We start from the raw sequence: 16,853 nt of genomic DNA on the forward strand, positions 1-16,853 counted from the left end.
GCGCGAGCCCTTGGGCACCAGCGTCGGGGCGAAGGTACCGGCCCGGTCCCTGGGGATCTGCAGGTCGATATCCCCGGCCACCGTGGACACGGTCTTCGGGTAGGAGCCATTGCGGGAGTTCGGCAGGAACCGGCCGTGGGCCTCGCCTTGCTCGTAGCCCAGATGGCTGCTCAGCTCGGATTTCAGGCCGCGTTCGAGGCCGGCACGGATGATCTGCTGAATGAATCCGTCTTTGCCGTCGAGCTGGATTTCTCCGCGGTCGATGAAGCCCATGAGTTCGTCGAAGGCCCCGGAGTCCTTGACGGCGTTCATGGAGCCGAGGGCTGCGATCTTCTCTGCGATGTCGGAGGCGTTTTCCATGCTCTGTTCGGTCTGGTCTTTCTGGATGGTCATATCGTGTTTTTCCTAGTCTCTTTCTATCAATTGACTAGGGGTCTTACACAATCCATCTGACAGGCTCTCGAGACACTGATAACAATTGCAACGGCGGCTGCGCGCTCACCGATGTCACCGACGACTTGGTCAGCGCCACCGGGCCCTGTCCTTCATCGGTGGCAATTAGCGCCACGCCGCCGGGTGCCCGCGGAAGAGCGTCTTGAAGTCTTCCACGGGCGCCGATGGCACCGCCACTGCGGTTTTAGACGAGGGCTCCGACAAGCTCCTCGCGCAGCACCGCGGCCCCGGCGCTCAGCGCACTGAGCTTGGCCAGCGCCACGTCGCGCGGGAACGGGGCCATGCCGCAGTTGGTGCTCGGGATGAGCTTGTCGGCATCTACGTACGCCAGCGCCTTGCGCAGGGTTTTGGCCACCTCGTCAGGGGTCTCGACCTGCTGGTTGGCCACGTCGATCGCGCCGAGCATGACCCGCTTGCCGCGCACCAGCTCCACGACCTCCAGCGGGACGTTCGAGTGGTGGGATTCGAGCGAAATGGTGTCAATCGAGGAACGCTGCAGCAGCGGGAACGACTTCTCGTAATGGCGCCACTGGGTGCCCAAGGTCGCCTTCCAGTCATTGTTCGCCTTGATGCCGTAGCCGAAACAAATATGCGCCACGGTCTCCGCTTTCAGGCCCTCGCAGGCGCGCTCCAGCGCTGCCACGCCCCAGTCGGCCACCTCGTCGAAGAACACGTTGAAGGCCGGCTCATCGAACTGGATGACATCCACGCCCGCGGCTTCCAGTTCCTTGGCCTCCTGGTTCAGGATAGCGGCGAACTCCCAGGCCAGCTTCTCGCGGCTGCCGTAGTAGCCGTCGTGCAGGGTGTCCACCATGGTCATCGGGCCGGGCAGAGTCCACTTGATCTGGCGGTCGGTCAGGGTGCGCAGGAACTTCGCATCCTGCACGAACACCGGGGCCTTGCGCTCCACCGCGCCGACCACGCTGGGCACGCTGGCCTCGTAGCGGTCGCGGATCAGCACGGTCTGCTTGTTCTCGAAGTCAACACCTGACAGGTGCTCGATGAAGGTGGTGACGAAGTGCTGCCGGGTCTGCTCGCCGTCGGAAATGATGTCGATCCCGCGGCGGGTCTGCTCCAGCACCGCGGCGCGCATCGCGTCCTGCTTGCCCTCGGCCAGCGCCGCCCCCTCAAGCTTCCACGGCGACCACAAGGTCTCGGTTTCCGAGAGCCACGCAGGCTTGGGCAGGGAACCGACAATGGAGGTGGGAAGCAGGGTGTTGGTCATAACAGGTCCTTTGAATTCGTGAGGTGTTCAGGGGGCGCTTAGGCGGCGGGCACGGCGTAGCCGGCGGCCCACTCTTCGAGCAGTGCGCGGTTCGGGGTGATGAAGTGTTCTTCGGTGTACCTGCCCTGGCTCGCGCCCAGGCGGGTGCGTTCCTCGCGGTCGTAGGAGACCAGCGTGCGGGAGAAGTCCTGCACCTCCAGGCTCGGGCGGTAGACCGCCGGGGCCGGGGAGTTCGCGTTGTAGATCTCCGGTCGGTAGATCTTCTGGAAGGTCTCCATGGTGGCAATCGTGCTGGCCAGCTGCAGGTTGGTGTAGTCGTTCAGCAGGTCGCCGCGGAAGTAGAAGGCCAGCGGTGCGACGGAGCCGGCGGGCATGAAGTAGCGCACGCGCAGGCCCATCTTCGCGAAGTACTCATCGGTCAGCGAGTAGTCGTCCTGCTGGTATTCCAGGCCCAGCACCGGGTGGCTGTTGCCGGTGCGGCGGTAGGTCTTGGAGGTGGAGACGCTGATGCAGATCACCGGCAGCTGCTCGAAGCGCTGGCGGTAGGCCTGTGAATCCAGGAAATGCTGGAAGAGCCGGCCATGCAGCTCCCCGAAGTCCTCCGGAACCACCGGCTTGCCCGAGGCGTCGGCCGTTGCCGGCAGCAGCACGCTGAAGTCGTAGTCCCGCACGTAGGAGGAGAAGTTGTTGCCCACGACGCCGTGGGTGCGCGCCCCGGTGTACCGGTCCAGGATGCTGGTGTTCAGGACCTCCAGCAGCGGGAAGTCCTGCGCCCCCTGCGCCGAGTCGAAGTGCACGTTGGCGGAGACGATTTCAAGCTCTAGCGCGTAGCGCTCGCCGTCCGGGTTGTCCCAGTGCGCCAGGGAATTGAAACGGCGGTTGATCATTGTCAGCGCGTTGCGCAGGTTCTCCTGGCGGTTCGCGCCGCGGGCCAAATTGGCGAAGTTCGTAGTGATGCGCGAATTCTCCGAGGGTGTGTAGTCCTCGGTGAAGTCGGTGCTGGTGATGCTGAAGTTCAGTGCGTCTGCCATGGCGGCCAATCTGTTGCTCAGGGGCCTGGGCAGGCCGGAGGAAGTCAATGCGTCCATCATGCAGCGTCTTCGGAGGTATCAGGTAACTCGGGCTAGCTATGGGTTGATATAGACTCAGCCTATGGTTCAGAAAGCGAACGGCCTGACACTGCAGCAGCTGCGCTATTTCATCACGGTGGCGACCGAGGGGTCGATCTCCGCCGCCGCGGATCTGCTCTACGTCACGCAGCCGAGCATGTCCGCGTCGATGAAGGAGCTCGAAGCACGGGTCGGGCGCACGCTGCTGGCGCGCTCGGCGCGGGGCGTGACGCTCACCGTCGAGGGGGCGGAGTTCCTCGGCTATGCCAGGCAGGTCCTCGAACAGGTGGAGCTGCTCGAACACCGCTACCTGGGCCGGCCGCCCTCGCGGCGCCTGCTGGGGATCTCGACCCAGCACTACTCGTTTTCCGTGGATGCGTTCGTGCGCATGGTCCAGGCCAGCGGGGCCGAAGAGTACGAGTTCTCGCTGCGCGAGACCCGCACCGAGGAGATCATCGAGGACGTGCGCACGCTGCGCAGCGAGATCGGGATCCTCTACCGCAACGACTTCAACGCGAAGGTGATCGACAAGCTGCTGCGCGAATCCCGGCTGGTGTTCCACCCGCTGTTCCTCGCCGATCCGCACATCTTCATCTCGCGCAGCAACCCGCTGGCATCCCGCCGGCGGGCAACCCTTGCCGATCTCGAAGACCTGCCGCGGCTGACCTTCGACCAGGGCGCGAACAACTCCTTCTACTTCGCGGAGGAGATCCTCTCCACGCTGTCCAGCAAACGCGAGATCAGGGTTTCCGACCGCGCGACCATCTTCAATCTCATGATCGGCCTGGGCGGGTACACGATCTCCACCGGCATCATCAGCGACGAGCTGGACCCCTCGATCGTCGCGATCCCGCTGGACATCGACGAGCGCATCGAGATCGGCTGGATCGACCATGCAGCGATCCCGCTGACCGAGCAGGCCCGGCGCTACCTGGAAGAAGTGCGCACGGTCGTCGCGGAATTCGGAGTCCACCTGCTCGGCTGACACCGTCACACTGCGTCATCGATTCGCCGCGCAGGACACATTGCGCAGCGAATAACCCCGGAATTCCGCGGTTTTTGGCCTGCGCGCCGCGTCATACAAGGTCCGCGCACCCGGTGTAACGATGACGATCACACGACATATGACGGGCCACTGCCTTGTGTGAAGCGCAGCCCCCGGCGCCGTTTGCGCCGTCCGGGACCCATGTCCAACCATGGAACTACACACCCCATCAAGAGCGACCGAGAGATCTGGCTCGTCGACGTCGCAGCAACCATCGGGAAACCGAAAGGTGCTAATGCCAGGAACGATGGAGCAGCCCCGGACTGCGTCTCTTGACGCTGCGCTGTGCCTCGTACCATGATGGACAGGCCGCCGGCCTGCCGTCCCCGGTACCTCGCACCGTGTTCGGTGCCCTCTCTCGTGGATTCGACAACGAGAAGGAGCCAGCCATGGCACAGCCACACACCGGGCCGTCGACGACGGCCATCCACGCCGGGTACACCCCCAGCGGCGACTACCGCCCGCTGGCCGTGCCGCTGTATTCCTCCGCGGCCTACGAGTTCCCCTCGCATGCCGAGGCGGTGGAGAAGTTCGCGCTGCGCCAGACGGGCTTCACCTACTCGCGCACCGGGAACCCGACGGTATCGGTGTTCGAACAGCGCGCCGCGGCCCTGGAAGCCGGGGCCCATGCGGTGGCCACCGCCACCGGCCAGGCGGCCGTGGCGCTGGCGCTGCTGGCCCTGACCCAGGGCCCGAAGCACATCATCGCCTCCAGCCAGCTCTACGGGGGCACCGTGGACCTGCTCACCGATTCCTTCAACGACTTCGGCATCCGGGTCAGCTTCGTGGACCCGGAGGACCCGGAAGCTTGGGAAGCGGCCATTGAGCCAGACACCCGAGCCTTCTTCCTTGAATCGGTCACCAATCCGCTGTCCACGCTGCCGGACCTGCCGGCGCTCAGCGAGATCGCGCACCGCCACAACATCCCGGTGGTCGTGGACAACACTCTGGCCACCCCGGCCAATTTCCGTCCGCTGCTGCACGGTGCGGACATCGTGGTGCACTCGGCCACCAAGGCACTGGCCGGCCACGGCCAGGTGCTCGGCGGTGTGGTGGTGGACTCCGGGACCTTCGACTTCTCGGATCCGGAACGCTGGGCGCAGATCGCCGCCCCTCGCGCCCGCTACGCCGGCACCTCGCTGCTGGAGCGCTACGGGGCCGGAGCCTATTCCATGCTGGTGCGCTCCAAGTTCCTGCACGATCTGGGCCCCACGCTGTCGGCCGCCAGCGCCCACGGCATCCTGACCGGCATCGAGACGCTGTCGGTGCGCACCGCCGCGGCGCAGCAGAACCTGCTGCTGCTGGCGAACTTCCTGCAGGCCCACCCGGCGGTGGCGGCGGTGCACCACCCCAGCCGTCCCGGGCACCCGCATCACGAACGCGCCAAGCGCTTTTTCCCGCGCGGCACCGGCAGCGTGCTGGCGGTTCAGCTGCACGACGAGGCCCTGGTTTCCGCGTTCATCGACAGCCTGGAGGTGATCGTGCTGGCCGCCAACATCGGCGACACACGCACCATGATCGCCCACCCAGCCACCATGACCCATTGCCGGCTTTCCGAAGCGCAGCTGGCCGACGCGGGCCTGAACCGCGCGGTGCTGCGCCTGTCGGTGGGTCTGGAAGACCCCGCAGATTTGATCCGCGACCTGGACCGCGCACTGAGCGCGGCCCAGGCCGCCACCCGAGAGGAGAGCTTCGCATGAGCGGCTTCAACACGCTGGCGGTGCACGCCGGCCAGGAAAAGGACCCGCACACCGGTGCGGTGATCCCTCCGATCTACCAGACCAGCACCTTCATCCAGGACGGCATCAACGTGCTGCGCGCCGGCCACGAGTACTCCCGCGGCTCCAACCCGACCCGCAACGGATTCGAAGCCCAGCTCACCGCGCTGGAAGGCGGAGCCGCCGGCTTCTCCTTCGCTTCCGGAATCGCGGCGGAAGATGCGCTGCTGCGGGCGCTGCTGGCCCCGGGGGACCATATCGTCTTGGGGGCGGACGGTTACGGAGGAACGAACCGTCTGATCACCCGGCTGCACCACAAGTGGGGCATCACCGCCAGCGCGGTGGACATCACCAACCTGGATGCGGTGCGTGCCGCACTGCGCCCGAACACCGCGCTGCTCTGGGTGGAGACCCCGTCCAACCCGCTGCTGGGCATCGCCGACCTGGCCGGCTGGGCCGCCATCGCCGCCGAGCACGGCGCCCTGCTGGTCGTGGACAACACCTTCGCCACCCCGTACCTGCAGCGGCCGCTGGACTTCGGAGCGCACGCGGTGGTGCACTCGACCACCAAGTACATTGGGGGGCACTCCGACGTCCTCGGCGGCGCGGTCATCGTGGCAGACCACCTGCACCGCGGCCAATCGCTGGCCGAAGCCGTCGGCTACCAGCAGTTCGCCGGGGGAGCGGTCTCCGGTCCGCAGGATTCCTACCTGGCCGCCCGCGGGCTGAAGACCCTGGGCCTGCGCATGGAACGCCACTGCGCCACCGCATCCACCCTGGCCGGCTGGCTCGATGACCGGCCCGAAGTCGCCCGCGTCTACTATCCCGGGCTGGAAAGCCACCCGGGCCACGAGCTGGCCAAGCGCCAGCAGCGCGGTTTCGGCGGCATCCTCTCGCTGCAGCTGGCCGACGAGTCCGCGGCCCGCGCCTTCGCCGAGTCCATGGAATACTTCCAGCTCTCGGTGTCCCTGGGCGGGGTGGAATCACTGGTCTGCTATCCGCGCGAAATGACCCACGCTTCGCTGATCGGCACACCGCTGGAAATCCCGGCCAACCTGGTCCGCCTCTCGGTGGGCATCGAGGAGCCCGAGGACCTGATTGCCGATCTGGAACTCGGACTCGCCGCTGCCGAAAAGGCTTCCGGGGCGGGCAGCATCCAGCACCGCAGCCTGGCTACCGCCTGAGCTTTCTTCGCAAGAAGCACGCGGGCCCTCCTCATTCGAAGGCCCGCGCGGGCGTTTAACGTCGGTGTCACTCAGCGATTCGCACCTGCGGCGTACGTCAGGCAGGGAATACTGGGTTCTGGAAGTGAAGATCTCCGGTCACCGTGATCGGTGGTCCAGAATGAAGACTGCATCCCGGGGAGCCAAACGTGTCGCAAATTCCAATGAAAGCATTCGGCATCGTGGGCGTAGTGGCCATGCTTGGTTTGAACATCTCGGTGCTGGCCTTCTTTGTTCTGTGGAAGATTGCCGACAGCACCGCAATCGGCCACATGGAATCGGAATCCAGTGTGGACCCGGGCCAGATGCTTCCGAATTCCGAAATGATGTGGTTGGCAGCGCACGGTTCCGTGCTGATGCTAGTGGTTGTGGACGTGCTTATTGTTGCAGGGCTGGTCAAGATGGCAGGTGCCCCGCAGCGTGCCGCCAATAGGGAACAGGACGCCTATTCGGAAAGCGACCGTCTGGTTTAGTTAAGCGATTGGGTTGGTTCCGCATTCCAATCGGTAGTATCCAGATCAGCTAACGGAAATTCAACGTCTTGTACATGACATGACACGGCCACCACAGTATTGGCCGGAATTCCTAGCAACGAACAGGAGCTGGACGCGCTACCCATGGGCGCCAAGCTGATCACTGATCGGAAAACTCTTTGAGGCCCGCGCAGCTGTGCTCTGCGAAGCGCTAGGCCTCCCGGCTGGGGACTACCGCTCGATTTCTTGCTAATGGCGGGATGGATGAGCTGACACCGAAGCGATGAAGTGCTTGGCGCAGGCATTCGCCATTGACCTGGGAGCCTGTCAGAACGTTAGTGTAAGGCACTAGTCAAGTTCCTTTATCAGAGCTCATGATACTTACTTCGAATACGGTTCAATCCGGTCCCGATTCGCCAGCTCAAACTGCTGCAACGATTGCTTTCTTCCGTTCGTGCCGGCCCCTTCCAACAGAATACGATCTGGCGCCGGCCCATGGGATCCGACCCTTCTTCTGCGCATTCAGGAACGTAGGATTAATTCCGGCGTGTGAGTTGCTGCCAGAACTGGTGGGCGGGTGGTATTCACCCGGTTTCTTCCTGTATGGCTGTTGTAGATGATTGACCGTGGGGTGTCTTGTCGGTTCAGGGTGGACCGTTGTTGAGATGTCATTTAGAGTTCGAATCAAATAGCAGGTGAGTTGGGTTTATGGGGGATCACATGGGGAAAGATTCGGAAGGCCGGGTCCCGGACGCTAAACCAGATCATGAAAATCCTGCATTCTGGCGACGCTGGGTGAGGAGTTTGAAGAAGTGGGGGCCCCTCCTCTGGTTTCATAAGCGGTTGAAGAAGTTACATGAGCAGTTGGAACAGTCCCCCCTTTTAGTGGCCTCTCTATGGGCCATTACCGGCGCACTAGTAGCATTCGGAGTGCTTTGGATCTTAATTGGTTTCGTCATGCATGGGTTTTGGACCTGGGGGTTGGGCCCCGGGGACACGACGAGGGCCGATGCTGTTCGTACCGTACTGACGATGATTGCTGGTGTTGGCGGCATCATTTACCTGACGATTGCGTACCGACGCCAGCGGGGTGTTGAGGCATCTGACTTCATGAATCGGTTGGAGAACGCGGCGAGACAATTGGGATCCTCTGACCCGATGGTGCAGTATGCGGGAATCTATGCCTTGGAAGCGCTGGCTGATGAAAATGCGACTGAGCGCAAACAACTATGCGTGGATGTGCTGTGCGCGTACTTACGGCTACCCTATCAGGGTAACGGACGTCCGACCTTGTTGAAAGAGGTTGTGGAAAAGCATGCTTGGACAGATGGGCGGCGCAACGTTGAGGAAATCCGAACTCACCAGCTTCGACCGGCCGACAAGGAGGTGCGCCTAACGATCATACGAACGATTAGTAGGCATCTTCAGGATGACGCATCTAAAACGTGGTCAGGGTTGGACTTAGATTTTACTGGTGCGGTTATCGATGGTGGAGATTTCTCTGGAGCCGTATTCTCTGGCGGAAAGGTGTCCTTCAGCGGTGCGAAGTTCTCTGGTGGGAAGGTGTCCTTCAGCGGTGCGAAGTTCTCTGGCGGGCAGGTGAACTTCGACGGTGCCGAGTTCCTTGGCGGGAAAGTGACCTTTTTCGGAGCGCAGTTCTCCGATGGGGAAGTGACCTTTTTCGGGGTCCGGTTCTCCGGTGGGGAAGTGTCATTCAGCGAAGTGCAGTTCTGTGGTGGGGAAGTGTCTTTCGGACGGGCAAAGTTCTTCGGCGGGAAGGTATCCTTCGGATATGCGGAGTTTTCTGGCGGGAAGGTGACCCTCAACGGTGCGGAATTCTTTGGCGGGAAGGTGTCCTTCGGGCGTGCGCGGTTCTCTGAAGAGGCGGAGGTGTCCTTCGGACGTGCGAAATTCTCTGGTGGGGAAGTGCCCTTCAGCGGTGCGAAGTTTATTGGTGGAGAAGTATCCTTCTTCGGTGCGAAGTTCTCTGACGGGGACGTGGACTTATCCGACGCGAAGTTCTCCGGTGGTCATGTGGACTTCAGGAAGCCTGCTGCATGGGATGCACCGCCGCGTGTTCCATGGGATGACGGGCAACCGCCGGTTAATGTGCTTCCGGACCAGTGGCCTCCAACTGTGTGGATTCCAAAGGAGTAGTTTCCAGTCATAGAATTCGACGACTGTCGATCTTGTGGCTCACCGCAACTTGTTGACACATGATATAGCTCATGCTTCCATTTCGAGCGCGATCTCATGCTTTTCAGCGCTTTCCTGATGGCAGCGGAACGTCTGCTCAATCTCGATAACATGGAGTGGTTCGAGCGGACTAGTGCTCGAAGAGCAGGAAGATGCTAAAGGTTGCCCCAGCTGTAATTGGGCGGTTGAAGTTAGATTGCACATCTATTCAGTGCCAGCTACTTCCGGAACAACCTATGCTGAAGGTCTTGGCTCGGGCTGACCATTTTTTAGCTCTGCTGCAACCACTGCCAAACTACTGTGCGGAAAGATGTTCCGCTATTCCCGCATAGGTACGATTCGGCCGAAGCCAGTGGTAAACACAACCCGGACCCGTTGTCCGGCAATCGGCGCTGGTGAAGGCTGGAGTCTTCGGCCCACCTGATCTGAACGAACCGCAAAAGTCGGGCGCGACTTTGCTTCCCCTCGGGATAGTGGATGGTGAAGGGTGGGAACATGATCGGAATTCTGAATCGGCTCATGGAGCAGATCGAACAGCACCTTGAAGTCGAGATCGATTTCGACGAGTTGCTGGCGGGCTCGGGTACCACCGTGTACCACGTTCGCCGCATGTTCTCTTCGCTGGCAGGAATGCCGCTGTCGGAGTACGTGCGCCGTCGGCGCATGACGGTGGCGGCTGCGGACCTGCTGGAAGGCCAGGATCTGCTGGGCCTTGCCGTGCGCTATGGCTACGGCTCGGCAGAGGCCTTCGGCCGGGCGTTCCGTGCGGTGCACGGTGCCGGCCCAGGTGATGTCCGCCGCGATGGCGGCCCCCTTCGAAGCCAACCAATACTCAGGTTCAGCCTGACCGTCGAAGGGTGCGTCCCCATGGATGCCCGAATTGTTGAACGCCCGGAATTCAAGCTGGTGGGCCACTCGGCCCGTGTGCAATTGATCCACGAAGGGTCCAACCCGCAGATCCAGGCCCATATCGCCTCGTTGCCAGTCAGCGAGCATGCCCGGCTCAAGGAGTTGGGCAACACCGAGCCGGCAGGCCTGCTCCAGGTCAGCGCGGATGTGGATGCAGACTACCGGGAGGGCTCCGAGCTCACGTACCTGCACGGTGTCGCGATGCTGGATGGGACCGTGCCGGAAGACCTGGACACCATCACTGTTCCCGCCGGGACCTGGGCGGTGTTCCGCACCTCCGGTCCGTATCCGGTGGCACTGCAGAACGTCTGGGCTTCCACCGCAACGCAGTGGTTCCCGTCGAATCCGTGGCTGCTGCGCGAGGGACCGTCCATGGTGGCGGTGCTTGAGCGGTCCGAGGACTTCAGCACCGCCACCTGCGAGCTGTGGCTGCCCGTGGAACGCGGGTAGGGCAGCAGGCCCGCCGCGGATCAGGAATTGGCGACCAGATGCTTGGCGGCCAGGCCCAGATAGGTGTCGGCGTTCTTCTTCAGTCCGGCGACCTCTTCCTCGGTCAGTTCGCGGCGCACCTTGGCCGGGACGCCGGCCACCAGCGAGCGCGGCGGAACCTGGGTGCCTTCAAGCACCAAGGCGCCAGCAGCCACCAGCGATTGCTCGCCGATGACCGAGCCGTTCATGATGGTGGCGCTCATGCCCACCAGGCAGCCGTCTGCCACGGTGGCACCGTGGACCACGGCGCTGTGCCCGACGGACACCCCGGCGCCCACGGTGCAGGGGAAGCCGGTGTCGGCGTGCAGCACCACGTTGTCCTGCAGGTTGCTGCCTTCGCCCACGCGGATCGGCGCGGAGTCGCCGCGCACGGAGACCCCGTAGAACGCGCTGGAACGATCGCCCATCGCTACGTCGCCACTCAGAGTGGCGGTAGGTGCGGTGAAAACGTCCTGGCCGACCTGCGGGGTCTTGCCGTCAATGGTAATAATGTGAGTCATGACACCACTGTAACGGCGAGGTGTTCGGACCTGCGACTTTTACGAGAAGACGATGGTGCGCTGTCCGTCCAGCATCACGCGGTGCTCCGCATGCCACTGCACGGCACGGGTCAGCGTGCGGCCTTCGACGCTGCGGCCCAGGGCCACCAGCTGCTCCGGAGTGCGTGCGTGGCTCACCTGGGTGACTTCCTGCTCGATGATCGGGCCCTCGTCCAGATCCGAGGTGACGTAGTGGGCGGTGGCGCCGATCAGCTTCACGCCGCGCGCGTAGGCCTGGTGGTAGGGCTTGGCGCCCTTGAAGGACGGCAAAAACGAATGGTGGATGTTGATGACCCGGCCCTCCATGCGCTGGCACAGCGAATCGGAGAGGATCTGCATGTAGCGGGCGAGCACCACCAGTTCGATGTCGTAGTCATCCACCAGCTTCAGCAGTTCGGCCTCGGCCTGCGACTTGTTGGCGGCGGTGACCGGCAGGTGCACGAAGTCCACCCCGTAGAACTCGGCCATGGACTTCAGTTCCAGGTGGTTGGAGACGATGACCGGGATATCGATGGCCAGGGTGCCGGCGCGCTGGGCGAACAGCAGGTCGTTCAGCGCGTGCCCGGCCTTGGAGCACATGATCAGCGTTCGGGTGCGTGCCGTGGTGTCGTCTACGCGCAGCGACATGTGGAAGTCGTCTCGGATGGGCGCCAGCGCCGCGCGAACCTGCGCCAGGGACTGCTCGGTGGCCACTTCGATGCGCATGAAGAAGGTCCCGGACTCGGGGGACTCGTACTGCTGGGATTCGGTGATGTTGCAACCGGCACCCAGCAGACCTCCGGAAATGGCATGGACGATGCCGGGACGATCTACGCAGGACAGGGTAACGGTGAACTTGTTCATGCATTGAGGTTAACCGTCTAACGCCCTGCGTGCACATTCGCCGCAAACAGTTACGCCGGAACGGCCGCCAGGAACTTGCTCGCTGCCACCGCGGCCTTGCGCCCGGCGCGGGTAGCGCCCAGCGTGGAGGCCGAGGCGCCGTAGCCGACGAAGTACAGGCCCGGAAGCTCAACTGCGCTGACCGAATCCTCGCCGATCAGGATGCCGCCGGCCAGCGTGTGCAGGTGAAGCGGGCGAAGGTGCTCGTGCGCATGGCGGAATCCGGTGGCCCAGAGGATGGCGTCGATGGGTTCAGTGCTGCCGTCCTGGAAGTGTACACTGCGCGGGCCCAGGAAATCGATCTCGCCGCGGGAAACCAGCGCGCCGGAATCGATGGCCGCCTGCATCACCGGGGTCAGCATCAACCCGGTGGCGCCCACCACGGAGGTCGGCGGCAGGCCCGCGCGGGTGCGCTCGTTGACCTCGCGCTCCACCTGGACGCCCCAATCGGCGCTCGGCGTGCGCCAGTCCGGCTCGGAGCGGGTGGACCACAGGGTGTCCACGCCGGCGGCGCGCAGCTGCACGATGAACTGGGTGGCGCTGGCGCCCCCGCCCACCACCAGCACCCGCTGTCCGGCGAACTGCTCGGGGCCGATGAAGCCGTTGGTGTGCACCTGCGGGCCGTCGAAACGGCCCGGGTACACGGGGATGTTGGGGTTGGTCCAGGTGCCGGTCGCATTGATGATGCTGCGTGCCTGCAGCGTGCTTCCATCAGAAAGCTCGACGGTGAAGAGGCCGTCCTGGTGGGTGACCGCGCGGACCGCGGCGTGGTGGCGCACCGGCAGGTTCTTCTCCCGCTCGTAGGCTCCGTAGTATTCGGAGACCACCTCGGAGGCCGGACGGGTGGGGTCCTGGTGATCGAAGGGGAACTCGGGCAGCGATGCCACCGCGTGGGTCTTGCCCAGGGTCAGCGTGCGCCAGCGGTGCTGCCAGGCGCCGCCCGGGCCCGGATTGGCATCCAGCACCACGTAGTCCTCCCAGGGCGCCAGCCCCCGGCGCTGCAGGTGGAATGCGGCGGCCAGTCCCGCTTGCCCCGCGCCGATCACGATGTTCTGGTATTGCATTGCTGCCTCCTTACCCCTGATAACCGGTTCCGCGGTGCCTCCATTCCACGTGAGGCGGTTGTCACACCGGTGCCCGGCGTGCAGTTCGCTAGAATTAACCGCGTGACTGGCGTTTGGTGGACTACCACCGGGGAGCTAATCGTGGGAGCCGCGCGCCTGGGTTCGCACACCACCTGCCTTGGCAACAGGGCCCCTACGGAAGGATGAGCGTGAGCGCACGCATTCTCGACGGCAAGGCCACCGCGGCCACGATTAAGCAGGAACTGACCGAGCGCGTCGCCAAGCTGAAGGCCGCCGGCCACAGCACCGGACTGGGCACCATCCTGGTGGGCAACGACCCGGGCTCGGCCTGGTACGTGGGCGGCAAGCACAAGGACTGCGCCGAGGTGGGCATCGAATCCATCCGCGTGGACCTGCCGGAGGAAACCACCCAGGACGAACTGCTTGCCAAGGTGCGCGAGCTGAACGAGAACCCTGACTGCACCGGCTACATCGTGCAGCTGCCGCTGCCCAAGCACATCGACCAGGACGTCATCCTGGAAGCCATGGACCCGGCCAAGGACGCCGACGGCCTGCACCCGATGAACCTGGGCCGCCTGGTCGCCAACGTGAACCGCCCGATGACCTCCCCGCTGCCCTGCACCCCGCTGGGCTGCGTGGAGCTGCTGGCCCGCCACGACATCGAATTGAACGGCATGCACGTGCTGGTCGTCGGCCGCGGCGTGACCATCGGCCGCCCGGTGGGCCTGCTGCTGACCCGCCGCGACGTGAACGCCACCGTCACCCTGGCGCACACCGGCACCGCCAACCTGGACGAGCTGCTGGCCCAGGCCGACGTGGTGATCGCGGCCGCCGGCTCGGCCCACATGATCAAGACCGCCAAGCCGGGCGCCATCCTGCTGGACGTGGGAGTTTCCCGCGTTGACGGCAAGGTCACCGGAGACATCGACCCGGCCCTGTACGAGGTTGCCAGCTGGATCTCCCCGAACCCGGGCGGCGTGGGCCCGATGACCCGCGCGATGCTGCTGAACAACGTGGTGGAAGCCGCGGAGCGCAACGCCGCGAAGTAGGCGCGAAGCGAACCATCGGCCGACGGCTCGCCAGTGAATTACTGGCGGGCCGTCGGCCGTTTAATGGGTGTTTCGCATCCTCGCGGGGCAAGGCGCCGGGAACCACCGCCGCCGCCTGCCCGCGCGGGTTGGGCAGCTGTCCGCCGCTGGCCTAGCATGGGATGAGCAGGACCCAAATACACAGGTGAGGCAGGGATATGGCGGAGCAGGGCAACGTCGGGGACATCACGCAACAGGCGCAGCCGGATGTGCGCATCTGCTTTGTCGGGGATTCGTTCGTAGCCGGTGTCGGCGATGAGGAGCGTCCGGGCTGGGCAGGACGGCTGGCGGCGCACGCGCATCGACGGGGGTCCGCGCTGACCTCCTACAACCTGGGCATCCGCCGCGACACCAGCGCGGACATCCTGCGCCGCATCCAGGCGGAATGCGTTGCGCGGCTTCCTGCCGGCTGCCATGCCGGGATCGTGCTCTCGTTCGGCGTCAACGACACCATGCTCGAAGCGGGCAGTTGCCGGGTCAGCGCCGAGGACTCGGTGTCCCATCTGCGCGAGCTGCTGGCGCGGCTTGGCCGCCAGGGCTGGCCGGTACTGGTGGCGGGCCCGCCGGCGGTCGCAGACCCGGCACACAACCAACGGATCGCGGCCCTGGATTCCCTGCTGGCGGCTGAATGCTCCCGCCATGCGGTTCCCTACGCGAGTGTCGTGCACCAGATGCAAGGCCATGAAACCTGGCGCCGCGAGGTGCGCGAGGGGGACGGAGCCCACCCGGGGTCGGGAGGCTACGACGCGTTGGCGGCGCTGCTTCAGCCCGCCTGGGACCGCTGGCTTGCAGCAGTGCGGGCCGGCAGCACCGGGCTCTAGCTGTACTTCCCAGAGATGTTGGTTGGACTCCTGCGACGATACGATCTGAAGTGATGGAATGACCAAGGCCTCCTGGGGTGGAGTGGAGCTGTCTTAGAAACCGCTTCACATAGGAGACCTTCATGTCCCGCGCTAACGCAGAACTGGCCCCGAAAGCACGTTTGCGACTGGCCCGGCTCATCCTCGAGGACGGATGGAACGTCGCTGGCCGCGGCCGCTGCTGGCAGCAGCATTCGCCCGGAAGCGCCAAGGGGGTGCTGCGCGAACGCTACGCCCGCGGCGAGATCGACGAGACCGAATACCGCCAAGCGCCTGGAAATCCCGCGCACCAGGACGACGTAGACCACGCAAAAACCCGTTCCATGGGATCAACAGATCCTCCGGAACGGGTTTTTCGCTGTGCTAAAGGCGCTTGGCTGCTAGTGCGAAGCCTTCTGCGGCTGGCTCTCGACGGTGCGCTTGTCGAAGACCAGGGCGCCGACTTCCTGCTCCGCCTGGTTGCGGAAGGACAGGTCGATATCGGCCCGGTCGCGGATCATGGAGACCGCGATGAAGCCGAGCACCACAACCACCAGCAGGTAGATGGCCACGGCGGTGGTGCCGCCGGTTCGGCCCACATGATCAAGACCGCCAAGCCGGGCGCCATCCTGCTGGACGTGGGAGTTTCCCGTGTGGACGGCAAGGTCACCGGAGACATCGACCCGGCCCTGTACGAGGTTGCCAGCTGGATCTCCCCGAACCCGGGCGGCGTGGGCCCGATGACCCGCGCGATGCTGCTGAACAAGGTGGTGGAAGCCTCGGAGCGGTGTCGCCGCAAAGTAGACGCTAACGACAGCAGGGATCGATAGCCCGCCGGATAGCGGGTTGTTGATTCTTTGGGTTAGGTGCTTAAACGCGTGTTCAGAAACCTTCAAAAGCCAACCGCCATAAGATGACTACTACGCTGCGGGTTGTGCGAGTCCTAACATTTGTTCAACGTTTTCAAATTAGTGCGGGTCTACGAAGCCAAACTGTTGTGAAGCCCTCGTCCATGTCTTCTTCGAAATCGAATTTGAAGCCGCGACGTTCATAAAATGTATAGGCAGTATCGTTTCCTTTGACAAATTCGATCCTCACGTCTTGGGCTGGCCCAACAGTAGCTAAAGCCACGTTCATCAGAGCAGTGCCAATCCCTTGGCCGTGGGCTTCGGGCACGACATAGATTTTCCAGATTACGGGTTCGTCTTCAAACCGTCCGAGGGTTAGTGTTCCGACTGCCTGTTCGCCCTGAGCAGCTATGAATGTCGTGTCATCTGTGATTGATGCGCTCACCGACTCATGAGACCACCAGGTATTGAGGTTGTTCATGACGAAATCCGGACTTGTGAAACCTAGATACGTAGCTGGCCATGTAATAAGCCCAATTGACCGGATGGCTTGCACATCATCAAGACTCGCGATGCGAATTGAAAGGTCTTCCATGCCCTGAATCTACAGGAGCATGGAGAAACTAGTGGACTTTCAATGGAGAAATGGGAGCCATTACTTGTTATTTCGCGTTGCATCGATTGCATGAACAGCCGGATCTTGTCAGTGTGTACGTCCATGCAAGGAACCTT

General features: G+C 63.5%; 17 protein-coding genes, 1 pseudogene and 2 riboswitches. Of the genes and pseudogenes, 9 read left to right on the forward strand and 9 right to left on the reverse strand.

Going from position 1 to position 16,853, the window contains the following annotated elements:
* From IEY43_RS04300 to IEY43_RS04315, 4 genes are all read right to left on the reverse strand, one after another.
* The coding region (locus IEY43_RS04300) for a transposase (protein WP_188947389.1) at nucleotides 1-393 on the reverse strand (393 nt) is incomplete at its 3' end.
* A 43-nt stretch (nucleotides 394-436) separates the two neighbouring features.
* On the reverse strand, nucleotides 437-568 hold the full coding sequence (locus IEY43_RS18480; protein WP_374189845.1) for a flavin reductase: 132 nt from the start codon (nucleotides 566-568) through the stop codon (nucleotides 437-439).
* A 69-nt stretch (nucleotides 569-637) separates the two neighbouring features.
* Nucleotides 638-1,678 carry a methionine synthase gene (locus tag IEY43_RS04310; RefSeq protein ID WP_188947390.1) on the reverse strand — a complete coding sequence of 347 codons (1,041 nt, stop codon included), beginning with the start codon at nucleotides 1,676-1,678 and terminating at the stop codon, nucleotides 638-640.
* 38 nt (nucleotides 1,679-1,716) lie between these two features.
* The gene (locus IEY43_RS04315; protein WP_188947391.1) at nucleotides 1,717-2,709 is read right to left on the reverse strand and encodes a DUF1852 domain-containing protein; all 993 of its coding nucleotides are present in this window, start codon (nucleotides 2,707-2,709) and stop codon (nucleotides 1,717-1,719) included.
* Between the two features lie 121 nt (nucleotides 2,710-2,830).
* On the opposite strand from IEY43_RS04315, the gene IEY43_RS04320 reads away from it, so the two are divergent.
* From IEY43_RS04320 to IEY43_RS04345, 6 genes are all read left to right on the forward strand, one after another.
* A complete protein-coding gene (locus tag IEY43_RS04320; protein WP_188947392.1) occupies nucleotides 2,831-3,772 on the forward strand; it encodes a LysR family transcriptional regulator in 942 nt (313 codons plus the stop codon).
* Nucleotides 3,773-3,995: 223 nt separating this feature from the next.
* Nucleotides 3,996-4,086, forward strand: a riboswitch (SAM riboswitch).
* A 135-nt stretch (nucleotides 4,087-4,221) separates the two neighbouring features.
* Complete coding sequence (locus tag IEY43_RS04325) at nucleotides 4,222-5,532, forward strand: O-acetylhomoserine aminocarboxypropyltransferase/cysteine synthase family protein (protein WP_188947393.1); 1,311 nt, start codon at nucleotides 4,222-4,224, stop codon at nucleotides 5,530-5,532.
* Complete coding sequence (locus IEY43_RS04330) at nucleotides 5,529-6,734, forward strand: cystathionine gamma-synthase (RefSeq protein ID WP_188947394.1); 1,206 nt, start codon at nucleotides 5,529-5,531, stop codon at nucleotides 6,732-6,734. The genes IEY43_RS04325 and IEY43_RS04330 overlap by 4 nt, the downstream gene beginning before the upstream one ends.
* 188 nt (nucleotides 6,735-6,922) lie before the next feature.
* On the forward strand, nucleotides 6,923-7,246 hold the full coding sequence (locus IEY43_RS04335; RefSeq protein WP_188947395.1) for a hypothetical protein: 324 nt from the start codon (nucleotides 6,923-6,925) through the stop codon (nucleotides 7,244-7,246).
* Between the two features lie 1,032 nt (nucleotides 7,247-8,278).
* Nucleotides 8,279-9,403 carry a pentapeptide repeat-containing protein gene (locus IEY43_RS04340; RefSeq protein ID WP_188947396.1) on the forward strand — a complete coding sequence of 375 codons (1,125 nt, stop codon included), beginning with the start codon at nucleotides 8,279-8,281 and terminating at the stop codon, nucleotides 9,401-9,403.
* A gap of 534 nt (nucleotides 9,404-9,937) precedes the next feature.
* Nucleotides 9,938-10,801, forward strand: coding sequence for an AraC family transcriptional regulator (locus IEY43_RS04345; RefSeq protein ID WP_188947397.1), 864 nt, complete (start codon nucleotides 9,938-9,940; stop codon nucleotides 10,799-10,801).
* A gap of 20 nt (nucleotides 10,802-10,821) precedes the next feature.
* On the opposite strand, the gene IEY43_RS04350 is transcribed toward IEY43_RS04345, so the two are convergent.
* Genes IEY43_RS04350 through IEY43_RS04360 form a run of 3 tightly spaced genes read right to left on the reverse strand, consistent with a single transcriptional unit; the run spans nucleotide 10,822 to nucleotide 13,325 of the window.
* Nucleotides 10,822-11,340 carry a gamma carbonic anhydrase family protein gene (locus IEY43_RS04350; RefSeq protein ID WP_188947398.1) on the reverse strand — a complete coding sequence of 173 codons (519 nt, stop codon included), beginning with the start codon at nucleotides 11,338-11,340 and terminating at the stop codon, nucleotides 10,822-10,824.
* 39 nt (nucleotides 11,341-11,379) lie between these two features.
* Nucleotides 11,380-12,222 carry a formyltetrahydrofolate deformylase gene (gene purU, locus IEY43_RS04355; protein ID WP_188947399.1) on the reverse strand — a complete coding sequence of 281 codons (843 nt, stop codon included), beginning with the start codon at nucleotides 12,220-12,222 and terminating at the stop codon, nucleotides 11,380-11,382.
* A gap of 50 nt (nucleotides 12,223-12,272) precedes the next feature.
* The gene (locus tag IEY43_RS04360; RefSeq protein WP_188947400.1) at nucleotides 12,273-13,325 is read right to left on the reverse strand and encodes a flavin-containing monooxygenase; all 1,053 of its coding nucleotides are present in this window, start codon (nucleotides 13,323-13,325) and stop codon (nucleotides 12,273-12,275) included.
* 92 nt (nucleotides 13,326-13,417) lie between these two features.
* A riboswitch (ZMP/ZTP riboswitch) is annotated at nucleotides 13,418-13,494 on the forward strand.
* A 40-nt stretch (nucleotides 13,495-13,534) separates the two neighbouring features.
* Between IEY43_RS04360 and IEY43_RS04365 the strand changes: the two genes are divergently transcribed.
* Both IEY43_RS04365 and IEY43_RS04370 read left to right on the forward strand, forming a co-directional pair.
* Nucleotides 13,535-14,395, forward strand: coding sequence for a bifunctional methylenetetrahydrofolate dehydrogenase/methenyltetrahydrofolate cyclohydrolase (locus IEY43_RS04365; RefSeq protein WP_374189846.1), 861 nt, complete (start codon nucleotides 13,535-13,537; stop codon nucleotides 14,393-14,395).
* Nucleotides 14,396-14,592: 197 nt separating this feature from the next.
* The gene (locus tag IEY43_RS04370; protein ID WP_188947402.1) at nucleotides 14,593-15,255 is read left to right on the forward strand and encodes a DUF459 domain-containing protein; all 663 of its coding nucleotides are present in this window, start codon (nucleotides 14,593-14,595) and stop codon (nucleotides 15,253-15,255) included.
* A gap of 419 nt (nucleotides 15,256-15,674) precedes the next feature.
* On the opposite strand, the gene IEY43_RS04375 is transcribed toward IEY43_RS04370, so the two are convergent.
* On the reverse strand, nucleotides 15,675-15,872 hold the full coding sequence (locus IEY43_RS04375; RefSeq protein ID WP_188947750.1) for a hypothetical protein: 198 nt from the start codon (nucleotides 15,870-15,872) through the stop codon (nucleotides 15,675-15,677).
* On the opposite strand from IEY43_RS04375, the pseudogene IEY43_RS04380 reads away from it, so the two are divergent.
* Nucleotides 15,855-16,103 (forward strand): annotated as a pseudogene (locus IEY43_RS04380) (hypothetical protein); the annotation flags it as partial. The gene IEY43_RS04375 and the pseudogene IEY43_RS04380 sit on opposite strands and share 18 nt — an antisense overlap.
* Nucleotides 16,104-16,236: 133 nt before the next feature.
* Here the strand turns inward: IEY43_RS04380 and IEY43_RS04385 are convergent.
* A complete protein-coding gene (locus IEY43_RS04385; protein ID WP_188947403.1) occupies nucleotides 16,237-16,716 on the reverse strand; it encodes a GNAT family N-acetyltransferase in 480 nt (159 codons plus the stop codon).
* Nucleotides 16,717-16,853: the final 137 nt, after the last annotated feature.

Source organism: Glutamicibacter protophormiae (genome assembly GCF_014647495.1).
Taxonomy (GTDB): Bacteria; Actinomycetota; Actinomycetes; order Actinomycetales; family Micrococcaceae; genus Glutamicibacter; species Glutamicibacter protophormiae.